Annotated in this window: 8 protein-coding genes, 3 rRNA genes and 1 riboswitch; all 11 genes read left to right on the forward strand. The window is 48.7% G+C overall.

Annotation, left to right across the window (positions count from 1 at the left end; all coding sequences use genetic code 11):
• The gene (locus AC4E8D_RS03875) at positions 1 to 990 is read left to right on the forward strand and encodes an AAA family ATPase (protein ID WP_339306774.1); all 990 of its coding nucleotides are present in this window, start codon (positions 1 to 3) and stop codon (positions 988 to 990) included.
• Positions 987 to 2,252: a DUF58 domain-containing protein gene (locus tag AC4E8D_RS03880; protein ID WP_339306776.1), complete on the forward strand. Its 1,266-nt coding sequence runs from the start codon at positions 987 to 989 to the stop codon at positions 2,250 to 2,252. The genes AC4E8D_RS03875 and AC4E8D_RS03880 overlap by 4 nt, the downstream gene beginning before the upstream one ends.
• On the forward strand, positions 2,239 to 4,602 hold the full coding sequence (locus AC4E8D_RS03885) for a DUF4129 domain-containing transglutaminase family protein (protein WP_490205871.1): 2,364 nt from the start codon (positions 2,239 to 2,241) through the stop codon (positions 4,600 to 4,602). The genes AC4E8D_RS03880 and AC4E8D_RS03885 overlap by 14 nt, the downstream gene beginning before the upstream one ends.
• A gap of 380 nt (positions 4,603 to 4,982) precedes the next feature.
• Entirely contained in the window at positions 4,983 to 6,521 is a 1,539-nt protein-coding gene (gene guaA / locus AC4E8D_RS03890) for a glutamine-hydrolyzing GMP synthase (RefSeq protein WP_221825786.1), read from the forward strand.
• A 238-nt stretch (positions 6,522 to 6,759) separates the two neighbouring features.
• The gene (locus AC4E8D_RS03895) at positions 6,760 to 7,014 is read left to right on the forward strand and encodes a hypothetical protein (protein WP_339306781.1); all 255 of its coding nucleotides are present in this window, start codon (positions 6,760 to 6,762) and stop codon (positions 7,012 to 7,014) included.
• A 402-nt stretch (positions 7,015 to 7,416) separates the two neighbouring features.
• Positions 7,417 to 7,516, forward strand: a riboswitch (purine riboswitch).
• A 171-nt stretch (positions 7,517 to 7,687) separates the two neighbouring features.
• Positions 7,688 to 9,064: an NCS2 family permease gene (locus tag AC4E8D_RS03900; protein ID WP_047841443.1), complete on the forward strand. Its 1,377-nt coding sequence runs from the start codon at positions 7,688 to 7,690 to the stop codon at positions 9,062 to 9,064.
• Between the two features lie 770 nt (positions 9,065 to 9,834).
• Positions 9,835 to 11,387 (forward strand): 16S ribosomal RNA (locus AC4E8D_RS03905).
• A 310-nt stretch (positions 11,388 to 11,697) separates the two neighbouring features.
• Positions 11,698 to 14,625 (forward strand): 23S ribosomal RNA (locus AC4E8D_RS03910).
• Between the two features lie 78 nt (positions 14,626 to 14,703).
• A 5S ribosomal RNA gene (gene rrf, locus AC4E8D_RS03915) occupies positions 14,704 to 14,820 on the forward strand.
• Together the 16S, 23S and 5S rRNA genes form the textbook arrangement of a ribosomal RNA operon.
• A gap of 276 nt (positions 14,821 to 15,096) precedes the next feature.
• On the forward strand, positions 15,097 to 16,602 hold the full coding sequence (locus AC4E8D_RS03920) for an alpha/beta hydrolase family protein (RefSeq protein ID WP_221818703.1): 1,506 nt from the start codon (positions 15,097 to 15,099) through the stop codon (positions 16,600 to 16,602).
• A 334-nt stretch (positions 16,603 to 16,936) separates the two neighbouring features.
• Positions 16,937 to 17,944 (forward strand): ketoacyl-ACP synthase III, encoded by a 1,008-nt coding sequence (locus tag AC4E8D_RS03925; RefSeq protein WP_221818704.1) that lies wholly within the window; start codon positions 16,937 to 16,939, stop codon positions 17,942 to 17,944.
• Positions 17,945 to 18,013: the final 69 nt, after the last annotated feature.

Below are 18,013 nucleotides of genomic sequence, written 5' to 3' on the forward strand. Positions count from 1 at the left end.
ATGTCTTATATTCGAATGGAACATGAACACGCAGTCGAATTGCTAAACAGGGTCATCAAGCGAGTAGAAAGTGTGATTATTGGCAAAAAACAAGAGATTCGTTATGTCCTCACTGCAATGCTCAGTGGAGGTCATGTGCTTCTGGAAGATGTGCCCGGTACGGGGAAAACGATGCTGGTTCGTGCTGTTGCTTCTGCGCTGGATTGCTCCATGGGCCGGATTCAATTCACGTCTGATGTCATGCCGGCAGATGTTACGGGCACCTCAATCTATCAACCGCATACAGCTGAATTCAAGTTTCGGCCCGGACCTGTCATGTCCAACATCGTCCTGGCCGATGAAATAAATCGAGCCTCACCCCGCACTCAGTCTGCCCTTCTGGAGGCAATGGAGGAACGACGTATTACGGTCGATGGCACAACCTACGCCTTGCCACGCCCCTTCTTTCTGCTGGCGACACAGAATCCGTTGCAATTCGAGGGTACGTACCGTCTGCCTGAAGCACAACTGGATCGATTTATCATGAGGATTGGACTGGGGTATCCAGATCCAGAGCAGGAACTGGAATTGTTAACCCGCATGCAAAGCAGGGAAGTACTTGAAGAACTTCGTCCTGTCCTGCTTGCTGAAGAGGTTGTAGCCATGCAGCGTGAAGTCAAACAGGTACATGTTGATCCTGTTGTCAAACAGTATCTGGTGGCCGTTGCTGTGGCTTCTCGCAGCCTTCCGGCGGTAAGACTGGGCATCAGTCCTCGCGGAACACTGGCCTGGATGGCTGCTGCGCAGTCATTTGCCTACCTTCAGGGACGCAGTTATGTCATACCGGATGATGTGAAAGAGGTGGCTGTGCCTGTCCTTTCCCATCGTATTCAATTGAAGCCCCAGAACAGAGCGGAGGTTTGGGGGCAAGTACAAGTCATTGAAGAAGCATTGTCATCGGTTCCGGTACCTGTACAAATGGCATCACAGGGAAGGGGACGGAGACAATGACTGCGCTGGGACAACGGATTGTGAGTGCTGTCTTGGTGGTGGCTTTTGCTTCCTTGTATCAGTGGCATGGGGGCAAAGTGGCGTTGTTTCTATCCGTTATAACTTTCTTGATGTTCACAGGAGGTCTGCTTCTCCATTGGTTCAGACCACGGCGTATTCACATCCGTCGGAAAATACACACGAACCGGATTGAGGCAGGCGAGCATGTACGGGTTCTGGTCGAACTGGAATTCAATTGCCGTATTCCATTGTTATGGATCGTTCTGTGTGAGAACACACCTGCAGGTGTTCATCGCAAATTGATTTTCCCGGGAACACGGCGACAATTTTCCTATCAATATGAATGTTCTGGGTTACGCAGAGGAGTCTACAGATGGGATACGGGCAGATTGTACTGGGGGGATATGTTTGGCTGGAATACCCTCTCCGCAGAGATCGCAGGAGGTACCCCCCTGATCGTTGTTCCTCAAGCAACGGCTTGGGGGAAGGGTGATTCGGTAGAATTCGCAGCGATGATCGAAGGGACTTTTTCGGAGCGAAGAAATAGTCAGGGAAACCGTAGCCCTGAGTTTCGTGAATATCAGCAGGGTGACCCACTGGGACGAGTTCATTGGAAAAGTACAGCCAAAACGGGAAAACTTCAGACCTTTCTGCCTGATACCACGGATCTAGCTTCACTCGGCATCCTTGTGTATGAAGGCGCGTCGGGTTATGACGTAAAACAGCGGGAGAACATGGATGCACCTGCTTTTGAACGAGTGGTTCGTACAGCTGCCCGCTGGATTCATACCGCTGAGCAGGATGACATTCCTTATCATCTGTGGATGGAAGGCGGCGATAAGAGTTATGATGCACAAGATCAATGGCAACATGGGCCGTTCCATGCAGATGATGAGAATCATGGACTGGACAAGTTAGCGGGAGCGCGAATATCCAAAGCACAATCAACCTCTGTTTCGCTTCGAACGGAGATGCTGGATGGACTGGCGAGCGGGTCGCGAATTGTGGTTCTCACAGGCAAGATGGATCCGGTTCTGGCCGAATGGATCATAACTGCAATCGGGTCGGGTTATCGTGTCGAGGTGCAATTGACTGAAGCGAATCAGGACCAATTAGGATCAACGGATAGATTGATGAATGGATTGGGATATGACAGCTTAAGTTTGGAGCGGCTTCGTCACAGCGGGGTGCCGATCCACGCGGTTACAGACGTTGCGTTATCTTCATTGGGAAAGGTGGAGGTAACGGATGTGGGAGCGTAATCGTAACCAGCAACCAAATTCCACTGTGGCCGACTTAGAGTCAACGGCCCGTACGAGAATAGAATCGGCCTATTCTGTATATAAAGCTGTGAACCAGAATTCTGTGACGGATATAAAGGATGAGGGATATGTTAGCGTACCTGTCCTGTACAAAATTTTTATTTCGGCCATTTTACTTATACTGTCTCTGGAGTGGATATATCCTGTTACATCATCAGATCAGCAGGGCAGTGAACGGTTCTTGTCCGTAATGGCGGGATTAACGGGAGCATTGTTGCTCGTAGGGCTAATTCGTACAGGATGGATCACTGGGGTACTGATCCGATTATTCATTGCACTCGCTGCTTTATGTCTGATGTACGGAGGAAGTGATCCTGTTCGTTGGGCGGCTGCTTATCCGGGATTATTTTCAGCGGATATGGACACTTTTATAAATAAATGGCGATTCCACTCGATTAGTACAGAAACGAGAGGTTTGTTCATGATGTGCGGCTGGAGCATGCTCATGGCTTCTGTGCAATCCCTCGTATTGTTACGTCGAAGCGTTATGCTGTTTGGCAGTGCGACGCTGCTCTATTTGCTTCTGCTTGAATCCTTTGCGGGGCTGGATGTGTATGCTTCTGTAATACGGTCTGTCCTATGGACTTTTCTTATTCAGGCTCTGCTTCAGCTACTACGTCTCAATGGAGGAGTCACGACTCCGAGTTATCACGGCAGCCCCTATGGCCGTTGGAGTGCAGTAACTATCGTTGTTTCCGCAGCTATGGTGCTTCTCTCCGCGTTACCTGGCCAGTTTGCTTCCATTCCTCAACCGGAACGCATATCTCTGGAACAGATGGGTGAACGTATAGCTCGATGGGCAGGTTATACACAGCACAGTAGTATCCCTGCTGCAACGGCAGTCACGGGATATAGCACAGCTGACGCGCCTATGGGAGCACCGTTGGTGCAGGGGAATTCCATCTTTTTTATAGCGAAGAGTCCAAAAGTGACGTATTGGCGAGGGGAGACCCGTTCATATTATAACGGTAGTACTTGGAGTGATCCGGGTCAAAGCTTTGAAACAGCAAGTCCATCCGGAATGCTGCGTGCTGATGGTTGGGAGAATCCAACCTATTGGAATCGCATTCGCCAAACCGTTACGATGCAGCGAGAGTGGAAAGGGCCAAATCCACTCTTTACCGGGGGCATACCGGTCAACGTATCGTTCCAGGATAAGAACAAGGATAATCAGGAAAACATGTTTTCTTTGCTGTCTAATCGCAATTCGGCAACATTGTGGCTCGCGAGCTCAGGGGACGATAAGATAGTTAAAAATTATTCGGCAGACGTCATGGTTCCTGTCGCAACACCTGAACAGTTACGTCTGCTTGGGGAAACGAATAAAGGGAAAGATCCGGCAGCCATTCGGAGGGACTATCTGCAATTGCCTACATCACTCCCCGGTCGAGTGCAGACGCTCGCCAAGGAAATCATTCAAGGCAGTGAGACCCGGTATGACGCTGTGCAAGCTGTAAAGACTTATCTGGCTGCTCATGCCGAGTATACGTTGGATACCCGTATGCCACCGCGGGGAACAGATTTTGTGGACGATTTTCTATTCGTCACCCGGCAGGGGTATTGCAATCATTTCTCCACAGCTATGATTGTGTTACTTCGTTCGGAAGGTATCCCCGCACGCTGGGTTAAAGGCTTTGGCCCCGGAGTTGCTGACCCGGATGTGCCCAGTCAGTATGTGATTTCACAGGGAGATGCACATTCCTGGGTAGAGGTGTATTTTCCGGGTGCAGGCTGGATGCCGTTTGAGGCCACGCCTGGCTTCACCATGGCGCAAGGCGCGGGCGAAGATGCTGCAGCACTCGCCGGGCCGCAGCCTGGCGCGGAGACTCCGCCGTATATGAGCGGCGGATTGGCTAACGCGGGCGCATGGCTGCTCGCCCGCGCACGGGCCATTGCCGCGGAGCCATGGCTCGCGGCAGCCCTTGTGGCAGCGGCCCTGCTGGGCGCCGCTGCTCTGGTCCGCATGCGGCGGCTACGCCCCGCGCTGCGGTTAGGGCTGCTGCTGGCGTGGCCACGCAGCAGCTTTCCAGACCGCGAGCGGCTGCTGCGCGCCGCCGCTCCGGTCTGGTCCGCGCTCGCGCGCCGGTACGGCCCGCGGCCGCCGGGGATGACGCTGCGTGAATATGCAGCGTCACCGGCTTTGGCCGCAGGCGCGGACGGCGCGGACATCGCGCGGTTTGCAGCCGACTGGGAACGGCTGCTGTACGGCCCAGACCGTCCGCTGCGCGCGGACAGTCTGGACTTCCTGCGCCGGGCACTTCGTCTGGCCCGGCGGCTGCAGGCGTTGTAACACAAGGATGTTACAACGTTACACCAAAGATGCGAAGCAGCTGCCATACAATCGCTATCGCTTTCCAATAGAGCTTGGCCACTTGTGGGCAGATGAAGATCGCCATTGGCTGGCGCATTGTTATTTAAATGCAGCGTTTGGTTCATCGCTGCATGCCATACATAAGACGCCTTTCGCGCTTCGCTGCGAACGAGGCGTCTTTCCACGATCATACACTTGAACCAGCATCTTGCTGCCAAGCTTTTCTAATCGAAAATTCATATTTAGAGGCAATTGGTAATCCTGTTTTGATATGTCGAAAAAAGGAGTTTCGCCTTTCCTTGACGGTATGTTTTGTCGTTGCGTATAATTAGTTTCATTGAATTGAGGGAGGCACGGTAATGAATAAACCAAATGAAATTGTGGTTGTCCTTGACTTTGGGGGCCAATACAACCAGTTAATCGCCAGAAGAATTCGGGATCTCGGCGTATACAGCGAGCTTTTGCCGTATAACACACCGGCAGAGAAGATCGCAGAAATGTCACCACGAGGAATCATTTTCTCTGGCGGACCATCCAGTGTGTACGCAGAAAATGCACCACATGTGGACCCGGCTATCTATGATCTTGGACTTCCCATCTTCGGAATCTGTTACGGGATGCAACTTATGGCCCAGCAGCTTGAAGGTAAAGTAGAACGCTCCGAGAAGCGTGAGTACGGTAAAGCCGACATCGAGTTCGCAGCAGGTGCTGCTCTTGCACAAGGTATCGACGGTGAGCACACAGTATGGATGAGTCACGGTGACCACGTGGTTACACTCCCTCCGGGTTTCAAACTGGATGCAGGCACGGAAAGTGCGCCAATCGCTGCAATGAGTAACGACGAGCGCAAATTATATGCTGTTCAGTTCCACCCGGAAGTACGTCACTCTGTTCGTGGTAACGATATGATTCGTAACTTCCTGTTCGAAATCTGTGGTTGCGAAGGCAACTGGAGCATGGAGACATTCATTGAAGATACGATCAAAGATATTCGTGAAAAAGTGGGCGACGGTAAAGTTCTGTGTGCACTGAGCGGTGGCGTGGATTCTTCTGTTGTTGCTGCACTGCTACACAAAGCCATTGGCGACCAACTGACATGTATGTTTATCGACCATGGTCTGCTGCGCAAAGGCGAAGCAGAAAGTGTAATGGAGACATTTGTCGGCAAATTCGACATGAAAGTTGTCAAAATTGATGCACAGGAACGCTTCCTGTCCAAACTGGTAGGCGTCGATGATCCGGAACAAAAACGTAAAATCATCGGTAACGAGTTTATTTACGTATTTGATGAAGAATCCAAGCAATTTGATGATTTTGAATTCCTGGCGCAAGGTACACTGTACACAGATATCGTGGAAAGTGGTACAGCAACTGCACAGACCATCAAATCCCACCACAACGTGGGCGGTCTGCCTGAGGACATGAACTTCAAACTGATTGAGCCACTGAGTGCTCTGTTCAAAGACGAAGTGCGTAAAGTCGGCGAAGAGTGCGGTCTGCCTGAAGCTATCGTATGGCGTCAGCCTTTCCCAGGCCCGGGTCTTGCGATCCGTGTTCTTGGTGAGGTTACCGAAGAGAAACTTAAAATTGTTCGTGATTCAGACTACATTCTGCGTGAAGAGATTGCCAAAGCCGGTCTCGACCGCGAAATCTGGCAGTACTTCACAGCCCTGCCGAACATGAAGAGTGTTGGCGTTATGGGTGATGCGCGTACGTATTCCTACACTGTAGGTATTCGTGCCGTAACGTCCATCGACGGTATGACTGCGGACTGGGCACGTATCCCTTGGGATGTGCTGGAGAAAATCTCCGTACGGATCGTTAACGAAGTTGATAATGTAAACCGTATCGTCTATGACGTAACTTCCAAACCACCTGCAACGATCGAGTGGGAGTAGGGTATACACCCAAACAATATTTTTTAAAAAGCTCTCTTTTATCTGCGGCCTATCGCAGATAGAAGGGAGTTTTTTATTGCATATATTATGATTAAACTTTTATCAGGGGACTGTTTTCCTAGTAATAAACTCTCGAATTTCATCCCATTTTAAAGTTCACTTCATGATCCTTTCAGGTCGGGCCTGTACAATAGGTATATACTAAGAGCTATATGGCTACTGAAAGGAGATTGAATGTATGCGTAAAACCGACTATATGAGCAAATGGAAAATGGGCATTGGAAGTGCGTTTCTGATGGTGATGCTGGCAGGATACGGTTCAGAAATGCAAGACCTTGCCTCCGGTTCGGGAGAATTACCATTTGTGAACTTAGAGGCAGCGGATGCTTCTTCCGATCAGACCAGAAATCAGGAGTTATCCTCTGACTTAACAACAAACACGAATCAGGAACAACAAGAGCTACAGGGTGATGCTCCGCAGACAGAGATATAGTTAACATAGGACTGATCCGGTAAAAAAATGCTCTGGAACATGTCGCAAATTGCTCCATATACCTAATGAGTTTTACTCTTCGTAATACGAGACATCGTAATTCCTAGATCATCATTCACCTGATTGCTAAAACGCATCAGAAACATAAGCTAGCCGGATTAGAGCGCTTCTCGCCCTTTGATCAGGCTAGCTTATTATGTTATCCTGCGGAACTTTCAGTCTGAAAGAATGGACATATCCCATTGAGATTACACCGAAAAAAGCGTATTCAATTGGGTTGTAAACCGCTGAACTGGTTCAATCTGTTAAATAATACGAACGATATTATACAAGGGCGAGATTAATATTCGTTTTTCTCATTGACAAAAACATACTGCCCTCCTAAAATAGTGATGGGAAACAAACAAATAGCGCATACTTATTCGTATAATCCTGGGGATTGGCCCGGGAGTCTCTACGAGATCACCCTAATGATCTGGCTACGAAGAGGAGAAGGCTAAGCACATGAATTCTACATGATTGCGGGGACATCACGCACATTAGAATTTTTTTTGTTCTTAGTAAAGGCATCATGCCACTCCTTGTCAGCTGAACCCTGGGTGAAGAATCTTCATCAGGGTCATTTGTCGTTTTTCAATATGGCTTCAACATCTCTAAGGGGGAGTTAGTAATTATGGATCGTTTCTTTAAATTAAAAGAAAACGGAACAAACGTTAGAACGGAGATTGTTGCGGGTCTCACTACGTTTATGACAATGGCTTACATTCTTTTTGTAAATACGTTGTTCTTGGGACAAGCCGGTGCGGGGATGTCGGATAATGCAGTATTCTTTGCGACAGCCGTCGGCGCCGGATTAATGACTATTATTATGGGATTGTTCGTGAATATTCCGATCGCACTTGCACCAGGTATGGGGCTGAATGCGTACTTCATGACTGTCGTTCTAAGTTCGAATGGAGCGATTACTTGGCAAGCAGCTCTCGGAGCGGTGTTCCTTTCCGGTATCGTGTTCATTATTTTGACCGTGACAAAGATTCGTCAAATGCTGCTTGTTGCAGTTCCGCAGTCAATCAAAATGGCCATTACGGTGGGTATCGGTCTCTTTATTACCATTATTGGTTTCAAGCTTGCTAATCTCGTGGCTGTAACAGTTAATGTTGCACCAGACGCAGATCTGAGTCAGCCGATTCCGGGTAGCAGTTTTAACTTGTCATTGGGCAACTTTGTAACACATCACGATGCGTTGCTGGCCCTGATTGGTTTGCTCCTTATTGCTATTCTGATGGTTATGCGTGTCAAAGGCGCTCTGCTGATCGGGATCGTAGCAACAACGCTGATTGGTATTCCGATGGGCGTTACGAATCTGAGTGGTCTTTCAGGCGCAAGCTGGTTGCCTAATTTCAGTGATCTGGCGGTTGGACAGCTGGATTTGAAAGGTGCGATCAGTCTCGGATTGTTCGAGATCATCTTCATCTTTACCTTCGTTGAATTGTTCGACACGTTTGGTACGATGGTAGGTACTGCAACACGTATGGGGATTATGAAGGATAAGAAAAAAGGCGAGAAGACCATCGGTAAAGCGATGCTCGTCGATGCAGTTGGTGTCAGCGCAGGTGCTGCATTGGGTACAAGTACCATTACAGCATACGTTGAAAGTGCTTCAGGTGTTGAGGCAGGTGGACGTACAGGACTGACTTCGGTAACGACAGGTTTGCTCTTCATTTTGGCCCTGTTTATCGCACCGCTTGCGCTTGTTGTTCCATCCGCTGCGACGGCTCCGGCATTGATCATCGTGGGTGTGCTTATGATGAGTCAAGTGCGCAGCATTGAGTGGGATGATTTCCTGCAAGCTTTCCCTGCGTTCCTTACGATTGTATTGATGCCTTTCACAGGTGGAATCGCGAACGGAATCTCGGCAGGTATCGTATCTTATGTGATTCTGGCGGTATTCAGCAACTTGGTTACAGAGCGTAAAGTGAAAATTCACTGGCTTATGTGGATCTTGGCGCTCATTGTAGTCTGCCGATACGTATTTATTGGCGGGGAGTAAACTTAATTTAGTTTTATGAAGAGTACGGAGATAAGTTTTTATCTTATAAAATGAAAGAAGCGGAAGCCACGGGATTCAAACCCGGTGCTTTCGCTTTTTTTTGTTTTCCTTTCTTGAGCAAAATGAATTTCAAAAATGTTTTCCTTCTATATAGAAGGAATGAGTATAATGTTCTATGATCTGTTGGTTGTTTATCCGATGAAATCTCGGTTTATAAGTTCTATAGCGTGTTGAGTCTGTACTGTATACAACATGAGTATCTCTATACTTGGATTAGGGTTCATACGGGAAACCTTTTGCTTATGTAAGTTAATTACTCCGGTTCATTAAAGGTAGTGCGCAGATGTATCATTCAGCAGACTATAAGGCGATACTTGTTAAAAGGTCTACAGGGTACTCATTTTATAAGAATTAAATGTTTATCGAAAAAAGACTTGCGTTCCATAACTGTACATGGTATATTCTATTTCCGGCCAAAAAAACACGAGATACACGGTGCGGCAAGCGATTGAAATAAGCTTCGAAAGAAACTTAAAAAAAAGCTTGCAAAGTTGGTTCGGACATGATATTATATAAGAGTTGTTGAAGAGAACGACATTCGGTAACGAAACAAGTTTGATCTTTGAAAACTGAACAACGAGTGAGTAAACATTCTGCTTGCAGAATGAACGCGAAAGTTGGAGACAAGCCTTGGCTTGAATCAGCTGGAGCACAAATGAGATTTTTAATCTCGTCAGATTCAAAATGAGCTTATCGCTCTTTTCAATACTTTATTGGAGAGTTTGATCCTGGCTCAGGACGAACGCTGGCGGCATGCCTAATACATGCAAGTCGAGCGGAGTATCAAGGAAGCTTGCTTCCTTGATACTTAGCGGCGGACGGGTGAGTAACACGTAGGCAACCTGCCCTCAAGTTTGGGACAACTACCGGAAACGGTAGCTAATACCGAATAATTGTTTTCTTCGCCTGAAGGAAACTGGAAAGACGGAGCAATCTGTCACTTGGGGATGGGCCTGCGGCGCATTAGCTAGTTGGTGGGGTAACGGCTCACCAAGGCGACGATGCGTAGCCGACCTGAGAGGGTGATCGGCCACACTGGGACTGAGACACGGCCCAGACTCCTACGGGAGGCAGCAGTAGGGAATCTTCCGCAATGGGCGAAAGCCTGACGGAGCAATGCCGCGTGAGTGATGAAGGTTTTCGGATCGTAAAGCTCTGTTGCCAGGGAAGAACGCTTGGGAGAGTAACTGCTCTCAAGGTGACGGTACCTGAGAAGAAAGCCCCGGCTAACTACGTGCCAGCAGCCGCGGTAATACGTAGGGGGCAAGCGTTGTCCGGAATTATTGGGCGTAAAGCGCGCGCAGGCGGTCATTTAAGTCTGGTGTTTAATCCCGGGGCTCAACCCCGGATCGCACTGGAAACTGGGTGACTTGAGTGCAGAAGAGGAGAGTGGAATTCCACGTGTAGCGGTGAAATGCGTAGATATGTGGAGGAACACCAGTGGCGAAGGCGACTCTCTGGGCTGTAACTGACGCTGAGGCGCGAAAGCGTGGGGAGCAAACAGGATTAGATACCCTGGTAGTCCACGCCGTAAACGATGAGTGCTAGGTGTTAGGGGTTTCGATACCCTTGGTGCCGAAGTTAACACATTAAGCACTCCGCCTGGGGAGTACGGTCGCAAGACTGAAACTCAAAGGAATTGACGGGGACCCGCACAAGCAGTGGAGTATGTGGTTTAATTCGAAGCAACGCGAAGAACCTTACCAGGTCTTGACATCCCTCTGACCGGTACAGAGATGTACCTTTCCTTCGGGACAGAGGAGACAGGTGGTGCATGGTTGTCGTCAGCTCGTGTCGTGAGATGTTGGGTTAAGTCCCGCAACGAGCGCAACCCTTATATTTAGTTGCCAGCACTTCGGGTGGGCACTCTAGATAGACTGCCGGTGACAAACCGGAGGAAGGTGGGGATGACGTCAAATCATCATGCCCCTTATGACCTGGGCTACACACGTACTACAATGGCCGGTACAACGGGCTGCGAAATCGCGAGATGGAGCCAATCCCAACAAAGCCGGTCTCAGTTCGGATTGCAGGCTGCAACTCGCCTGCATGAAGTCGGAATTGCTAGTAATCGCGGATCAGCATGCCGCGGTGAATACGTTCCCGGGTCTTGTACACACCGCCCGTCACACCACGAGAGTTTATAACACCCGAAGTCGGTGGGGTAACCGCAAGGAGCCAGCCGCCGAAGGTGGGATAGATGATTGGGGTGAAGTCGTAACAAGGTAGCCGTATCGGAAGGTGCGGCTGGATCACCTCCTTTCTATGGAGAATCGTTTCCCGAGTGGAAACATTCAAAACTGCAGCTTAGCTGCAAAACACTCACTCGTTGCTCAGTTTTGAGAGCTCAAACTCTCAAAACAGCTTGCTTTTGCATGGAGCTTGTTCTTTGAAAACTAGATATCGAAACGAAACAAACGCGAATTAGAACATTCCTTTTTAGCTGAACTTGTGCAAACAAGTCAAGTGTATAAAGGTAGTTAAATTGCTTTTGTGATGGTATCGGGTGAGAGCGACTTTTGGCTTTGCGCAAGCAAAACAAGGGAAGCGAGCGACCGAAACCGGAACAAAATGGTTAAGCTACTAAGAGCACACGGAGGATGCCTAGGCGCTAGGAGCCGATGAAGGACGTGGCGAACAACGAAACTGCCTCGGGGAGCTGTAAGCAAGCTTTGATCCGGGGGTGTCCGAATGGGGAAACCCAGCTGGGGTAATTTCCAGTTACTCATAACTGAATACATAGGTTATGTAGAGGCATACCAGGGGAACTGAAACATCTAAGTACCCTGAGGAAGAGAAAACAATAGTGATTCCGTCAGTAGCGGCGAGCGAACGCGGAGAAGCCCAAACCAGAGAGCTTGCTCTTTGGGGTTGTGGGACGTCTCACATGGAGTTACAAAGGAACCGGTTAAGCGAAGAGGTCTGGAAAGGCCCGCCAAAGAAGGTAAAAGCCCTGTAGTTGAAAGTTGGTTCCCTCCGAGACGGATCCCGAGTAGTGCGGGGCACGTGAAACCCCGTATGAATCCGGCAGGACCATCTGCCAAGGCTAAATACTTCCTAGCGACCGATAGTGAAGCAGTACCGTGAGGGAAAGGTGAAAAGCACCCCGGAAGGGGAGTGAAATAGAACCTGAAACCGTGTGCTTACAAAAAGTCAGAGCCCGTTTTAGGGGTGATGGCGTGCCTTTTGTAGAATGAACCGGCGAGTTACGTTCCCGTGCAAGGTTAAGGTGAAGAGCCGGAGCCGCAGCGAAAGCGAGTCTGAATAGGGCGACTTAGTACGTGGACGTAGACCCGAAACCGGGTGATCTACCCCTGTCCAGGGTGAAGGTGCGGTAACACGCACTGGAGGCCCGAACCCACGCATGTTGAAAAATGCGGGGATGAGGTGGGGGTAGCGGAGAAATTCCAATCGAACTCGGAGATAGCTGGTTCTCCCCGAAATAGCTTTAGGGCTAGCCTCGGAAAACAGAGTCGTGGAGGTAGAGCACTGATTGGGTGCGGGGCCCGCAAGGGTTACCAAGCTCAGTCAAACTCCGAATGCCATAGACTTACTTCCGGGAGTCAGACAGTGAGTGCTAAGATCCATTGTCAAAAGGGAAACAGCCCAGACCATCAGCTAAGGTCCCCAAGTGTGTGTTAAGTGGGAAAGGATGTGGAGTTGCACAGACAACCAGGATGTTGGCTTAGAAGCAGCCACCATTGAAAGAGTGCGTAATAGCTCACTGGTCGAGTGACTCTGCGCCGAAAATGTAACGGGGCTAAACACACCACCGAAGCTATGGCTTGATGCTTTGCATCAGGGGTAGGGGAGCGTTGTATAAGGGTTGAAGGTGTACCGTAAGGAGCGCTGGACATTATACAAGTGAGAATGCCGGTATGAGTAACGAAAAGATCAGTGAGAATCTGATCCGCCGAAAGCCTAAGGGTTCCTGAGGAAGGCTCGTCCGCTCAGGGTAAGTCGGGACCTAAGGCGAGGCCGAAAGGCGTAGTCGAAGGACAACAGGTCGAAATTCCTGTACCACCGTAAGCCGTTATGAGCAATGGGGGGACGCAGTAGGGTAGTGACGCGGACTGATGGATGTCCGTCTAAGCAGTGAGGCTGATGTGTAGGCAAATCCGCACATTGTAAGGCTGAGCTGTGATGGGGAGCGAAAATTATAGTAGCGAAGGTCATGATCTCACACTGCCAAGAAAAGCCTCTAGCCAGGTGATGGTGCCCGTACCGCAAACCGACACAGGTAGGCGAGAAGAGTATTCTAAGGCGCGCGGAAGAACTCTCGTTAAGGAACTCGGCAAAATGACCCCGTAACTTCGGGAGAAGGGGTGCCCCGGTAGTGTGAATAGCACGAGGGGGCCGCAGTGAAAAGGCCCAAGCGACTGTTTAGCAAAAACACAGGTCTGTGCGAAGCCGTAAGGCGAAGTATACGGGCTGACGCCTGCCCGGTGCTGGAAGGTTAAGGGGAGTGGTTAGGGAGTAATCCCGAAGCTGTGAACCGAAGCCCCAGTAAACGGCGGCCGTAACTATAACGGTCCTAAGGTAGCGAAATTCCTTGTCAGGTAAATTCTGACCCGCACGAATGGCGTAACGACTTGGGCGCTGTCTCAACGAGAGATCCGGTGAAATTTTAATACCTGTGAAGATGCAGGTTACCCGCGACAAGACGGAAAGACCCCATGGAGCTTTACTGCAGCTTGATATTGAATTTGGGTACGATCTGTACAGGATAGGTGGGAGCCTTTGAAGTGTGAGCGCCAGCTTGCATGGAGGCAACGTTGGGATACCACCCTGATCGTATCTAGGTTCTAACCTGGTACCGTAATCCGGTGCGGGGACAGTGTCAGGTGGGCAGTTTGACTGGGGCGGTCGCCTCCTAAAGAGTAACGGAGGCGCCCAAAGGTTCCCTCAGAATGGTTGGAAATCATTCGAAGAGTGCAAAGGCATAAGGGAGCTTGACTGCGAGACCTACAAGTCGAGCAGGGACGAAAGTCGGGCTTAGTGATCCGGTGGTACCGCATGGAAGGGCCATCGCTCAACGGATAAAAGCTACCCTGGGGATAACAGGCTTATCTCCCCCAAGAGTCCACATCGACGGGGAGGTTTGGCACCTCGATGTCGGCTCATCGCATCCTGGGGCTGAAGTAGGTCCCAAGGGTTGGGCTGTTCGCCCATTAAAGCGGTACGCGAGCTGGGTTCAGAACGTCGTGAGACAGTTCGGTCCCTATCTGTCGTGGGCGTAGGAAATTTGAGAGGAGCTGTCCTTAGTACGAGAGGACCGGGATGGACGTACCGCTGGTGTACCAGTTGTTCCGCCAGGAGCACCGCTGGGTAGCTATGTACGGACGGGATAAACGCTGAAAGCATCTAAGCGTGAAGCCCCCCTCAAGATGAGATTTCCCAGTATGTAAGACCCCTTGAAGACGACGAGGTAGATAGGCTGGGGGTGGAAGTGCAGCAATGCATGGAGCTGACCAGTACTAATCGGTCGAGGGCTTATCCAATAGCAAGTTGTAATTCGCGTGTTTCGTTTCGAATCTAGTTTTCAGAGAACGATCTCTGAATGTAAGCTAAGCTATGCGTTTGGTGGCGATGGCGGAGGGGTTCCACACGTACCCATCCCGAACACGACCGTTAAGCCCTCTAGCGCCGATGGTACTTGGACCGCAGGGTCCTGGGAGAGTAGGACGCCGCCAAGCAAAGAACCACTGCCGATGTTATTCGGTGGTGGTTTTTATTTGTGTATAATTTAATCTATGAAATTAGGAACAGCTCAGATTTTATGGGCTGTTTTTTTATTACACAATTCACCTCAGATATCCAGATGTGCACTTAACCAGCAACCTGGATACATACTTGATAACAATCTTACAAGAGTGTAAGGCGATTATAATCTAGATCAATAGGTATCAATCTTGCTGCTCCTGTATATTAATCCTATCCATCGAAGGGATTAATTTTTAGGGGGAGTTGTCGTGAGGCTTTTTGAAATACTGTTGTTCTTTTCAAGTGTTTTTTTGTTGGCAATCCCATTTATATTCAATCAACGTATCAGGAGATCTGCTTTGCTCCTGACAAGCGGAGTCGGCATCATTCTTTTAGTGATACATTTTCTTGTTGAAGGATACAGGATTCAGCTTGTATTTTTATACGGATTTACGCCCCTGATGTTCATGTTTTCTCTTATAAAAGTTGTTCGATCACAGAAAGGCGTGTGGCCAGTCTCCCGAATTCTTAGAGTGCTTGGTCCCCTTTTTATTGCAATTGGGCTGATCGTAACAGTCTGTTTCCACTATGTGTTTCCGGTTTTTGACCCTCCAGCACCAACTGGCAAGTTAAAAGTAGGCACACAAGTCTTTCATTTCGTCGATCCAAACCGGGAGGAGACATTCGGGAAATCAGAGACAGGCAAGAGAGAATTAATGGTTCAGGTATGGTATCCGGCTGAAGCTGGTACTGGGAAGTATACTCCATTTATCCCTAATCCCCGAATCTTATCTTATATGGCGGAGAATTATGGCCTCCCCGGGTTTACTTTTCAACACCTGAAGTATGTATCCAGTCATGCGTACTTAGCGACTGAAGTCTCTTCAGCTCAGGACTCATACCCATTGGTTCTTGCAAATCCCGGCTTTGGTTCCTCCAGGTTTTTTCACACGTCACAAGCCGAAAATCTGGCGAGTCACGGATATATCGTGGCAGTGATCGACCACACCTATAATACATTTGCAACCGAGTTTCCGGACGGTCAAATCACGACCAATACAACCAGCGATTTGTTTTCACCCGAACATGATTACAGAACAGAAAGAGAAAAACGTGACGAGTTGGGAAAAGTGTTAACCGCCGATGTGGTGTTTGCGCTGGACCAATTCGAACTGATTCAATCGGGGAAAATTCCAAGTCAGCTAAAAGGGAGGGTGGATCTGGGTCATATCGGAGTGTTCGGTCATTCCATTGGAGGAGCGACGGCCTATGATGCTTCTTACGATCCACGAATAAAAGCTGGGATAGACCTTGATGGAGGACTTTATGGTCTGCATGACAAAGAGGGCCTGCGGAAGCCGATTTTGTTCATAAACTCGGAAAGTGGATACGAAAAATTAAAAATGTTGATCGATCACCGAGTCTACACGGATGTTGAACTTGAGCGTATGGGTAATACAAGAGAGTGGGTGGATCAAGAAAGGAAAGACAAAAAGTTGGAGCTTGATCGGATGCGTAAAACAGTTGCCGCAGGGGGACAAGTTCTATATATCGATAATGCGGAGCATTTAAATTTTACAGACGTGCAGTTCATTTCTCCAATTTTTAGAATTCTAGGTATTACAGGGAAGATTGCGCCCGATAGAGCAAATTTCATTATTAATTCCTATATGCTGGATTTCTTTGACCTGTATCTGAAAGAAAAGGGCGGAATTCTAATGAACGAACCCGATAGTCGGTTTCCGGAAGTGAAGTTCATAACCCCACTATTATAATTATGGAACAGGTTGTCGATATTGCGACAAGCTGTTTTTTATATGATTTTGTATCCGTTTCTTCAAATGTAGCTAGCAGAAATGTCAATTCCCCGTCCCCGTTATTAAGGTTCACCTTAGCCTGAAATTTTTAATTCGACTGATGTAACCCTTATATAAGGACAAAGTGTCTATAGAAAGCTCATAAATAGGGTAATGGTTCAGAAACATCTCTTCACTCGGATAAAAGTAATGCGGATTCCGAGTATAAATTGAGTAAAGATTATAAAAAAATTAGTACCAAGTACTAAGACTTAGTGCTATAATAGAAAAAACAAGTGAGGTGATTACCGGTATGAATCATCAATCAAAGGCAACCATCACGGCAATGGGGACATATGTACCGGATCGAATATTAACGAATGCTGATCTGGAGAAATTGGTCGAGACAAGTGACGAATGGATTGTACAGCGTACTGGGATGAGAGAACGGAGAATTGCAGCTGAAGATCAATTTGTATCTGACCTGGCTACGAAGGCTGTAGAAGATATGATACGCCGTTACCAAGTAAGTGTAGAAGACGTAGATATGATCCTTGTGGCTACAAGTACACCTGAATATGCTTTCCCAAGTACGGCATCCAGAGTACAGGCTAATCTTAAGATCCCACACACGGGCGTACTCGATTTAAATGCTGCATGCGCAGGTTTTACCTACGGACTACAGCTAGCCGACAGTCTGGTGACCAGTGGAATGTACCGCAAAGTACTGATTATTGGAGCAGAGACATTATCCAAAATTACGGATTACACAGACCGCACGACTTGTGTATTGTTTGGTGACGGAGCGGGGGCCTTCTTGGTGGAGAGATCATCGGGTGCTGAAGGTGACTTTATGGCAGCCATATCAGGTACACATGGAGAAGGCGGGGTGCATCTCTATAAGAGTGGCTTGTCTTCTGAGATGAATGGTGTGCCTTTACAGGGTGAGGGATGCCTTGTTCAGAATGGGCGAGAGATTTATAAGTGGGCTGTACGGACGATTCCAGAGCAATTGGGTAAGCTGATAACGAAAGCTGAATTAAGACCTGACCAGATTGACTGGTTTGTCCCGCATAGTGCCAACATGAGAATGATTGAAGCTGTTTGCGAACGTGGACCGGTACCCTTGGAACGTACTTTAACCAGTGTTGAGTATCGTGGGAACACATCTGCTGCTTCCATTCCGCTTGCTTTACAGCTTGCAGTGGATGAAGGGAAATTGAAAGAAGGACAGAGCGTAGCTCTATTTGGCTTTGGCGGTGGTCTGACGTACGCAGGTCTGGTGCTGAAATGGGGCGTGCCGGACAAGATTCAGGAATGAGTAACATACGACTGTATGCAACAAAAAAATAAATAGAGAATATAAAAGAGACCACCCAAACTTCATGCA

It is taken from the genome of Paenibacillus sp. SRL342, assembly GCF_984798905.1.

What these genes read in the sequence shown, in the direction of transcription:
- AC4E8D_RS03900 (WP_047841443.1), top strand. Translation starts at nt 7,688, where the DNA reads ATGGATCGTTTCTTTAAATTAAAAGAAAACGGAACAAACGTTAGAACG.
- AC4E8D_RS03875 (WP_339306774.1), top strand. Translation starts at nt 1, where the DNA reads ATGTCTTATATTCGAATGGAACATGAACACGCAGTCGAATTGCTAAAC.
- AC4E8D_RS03880 (WP_339306776.1), top strand. Translation starts at nt 987, where the DNA reads ATGACTGCGCTGGGACAACGGATTGTGAGTGCTGTCTTGGTGGTGGCT.
- guaA (WP_221825786.1), top strand. Translation starts at nt 4,983, where the DNA reads ATGAATAAACCAAATGAAATTGTGGTTGTCCTTGACTTTGGGGGCCAA.
- AC4E8D_RS03885 (WP_490205871.1), top strand. Translation starts at nt 2,239, where the DNA reads ATGTGGGAGCGTAATCGTAACCAGCAACCAAATTCCACTGTGGCCGAC.
- AC4E8D_RS03925 (WP_221818704.1), top strand. Translation starts at nt 16,937, where the DNA reads ATGAATCATCAATCAAAGGCAACCATCACGGCAATGGGGACATATGTA.
- AC4E8D_RS03895 (WP_339306781.1), top strand. Translation starts at nt 6,760, where the DNA reads ATGCGTAAAACCGACTATATGAGCAAATGGAAAATGGGCATTGGAAGT.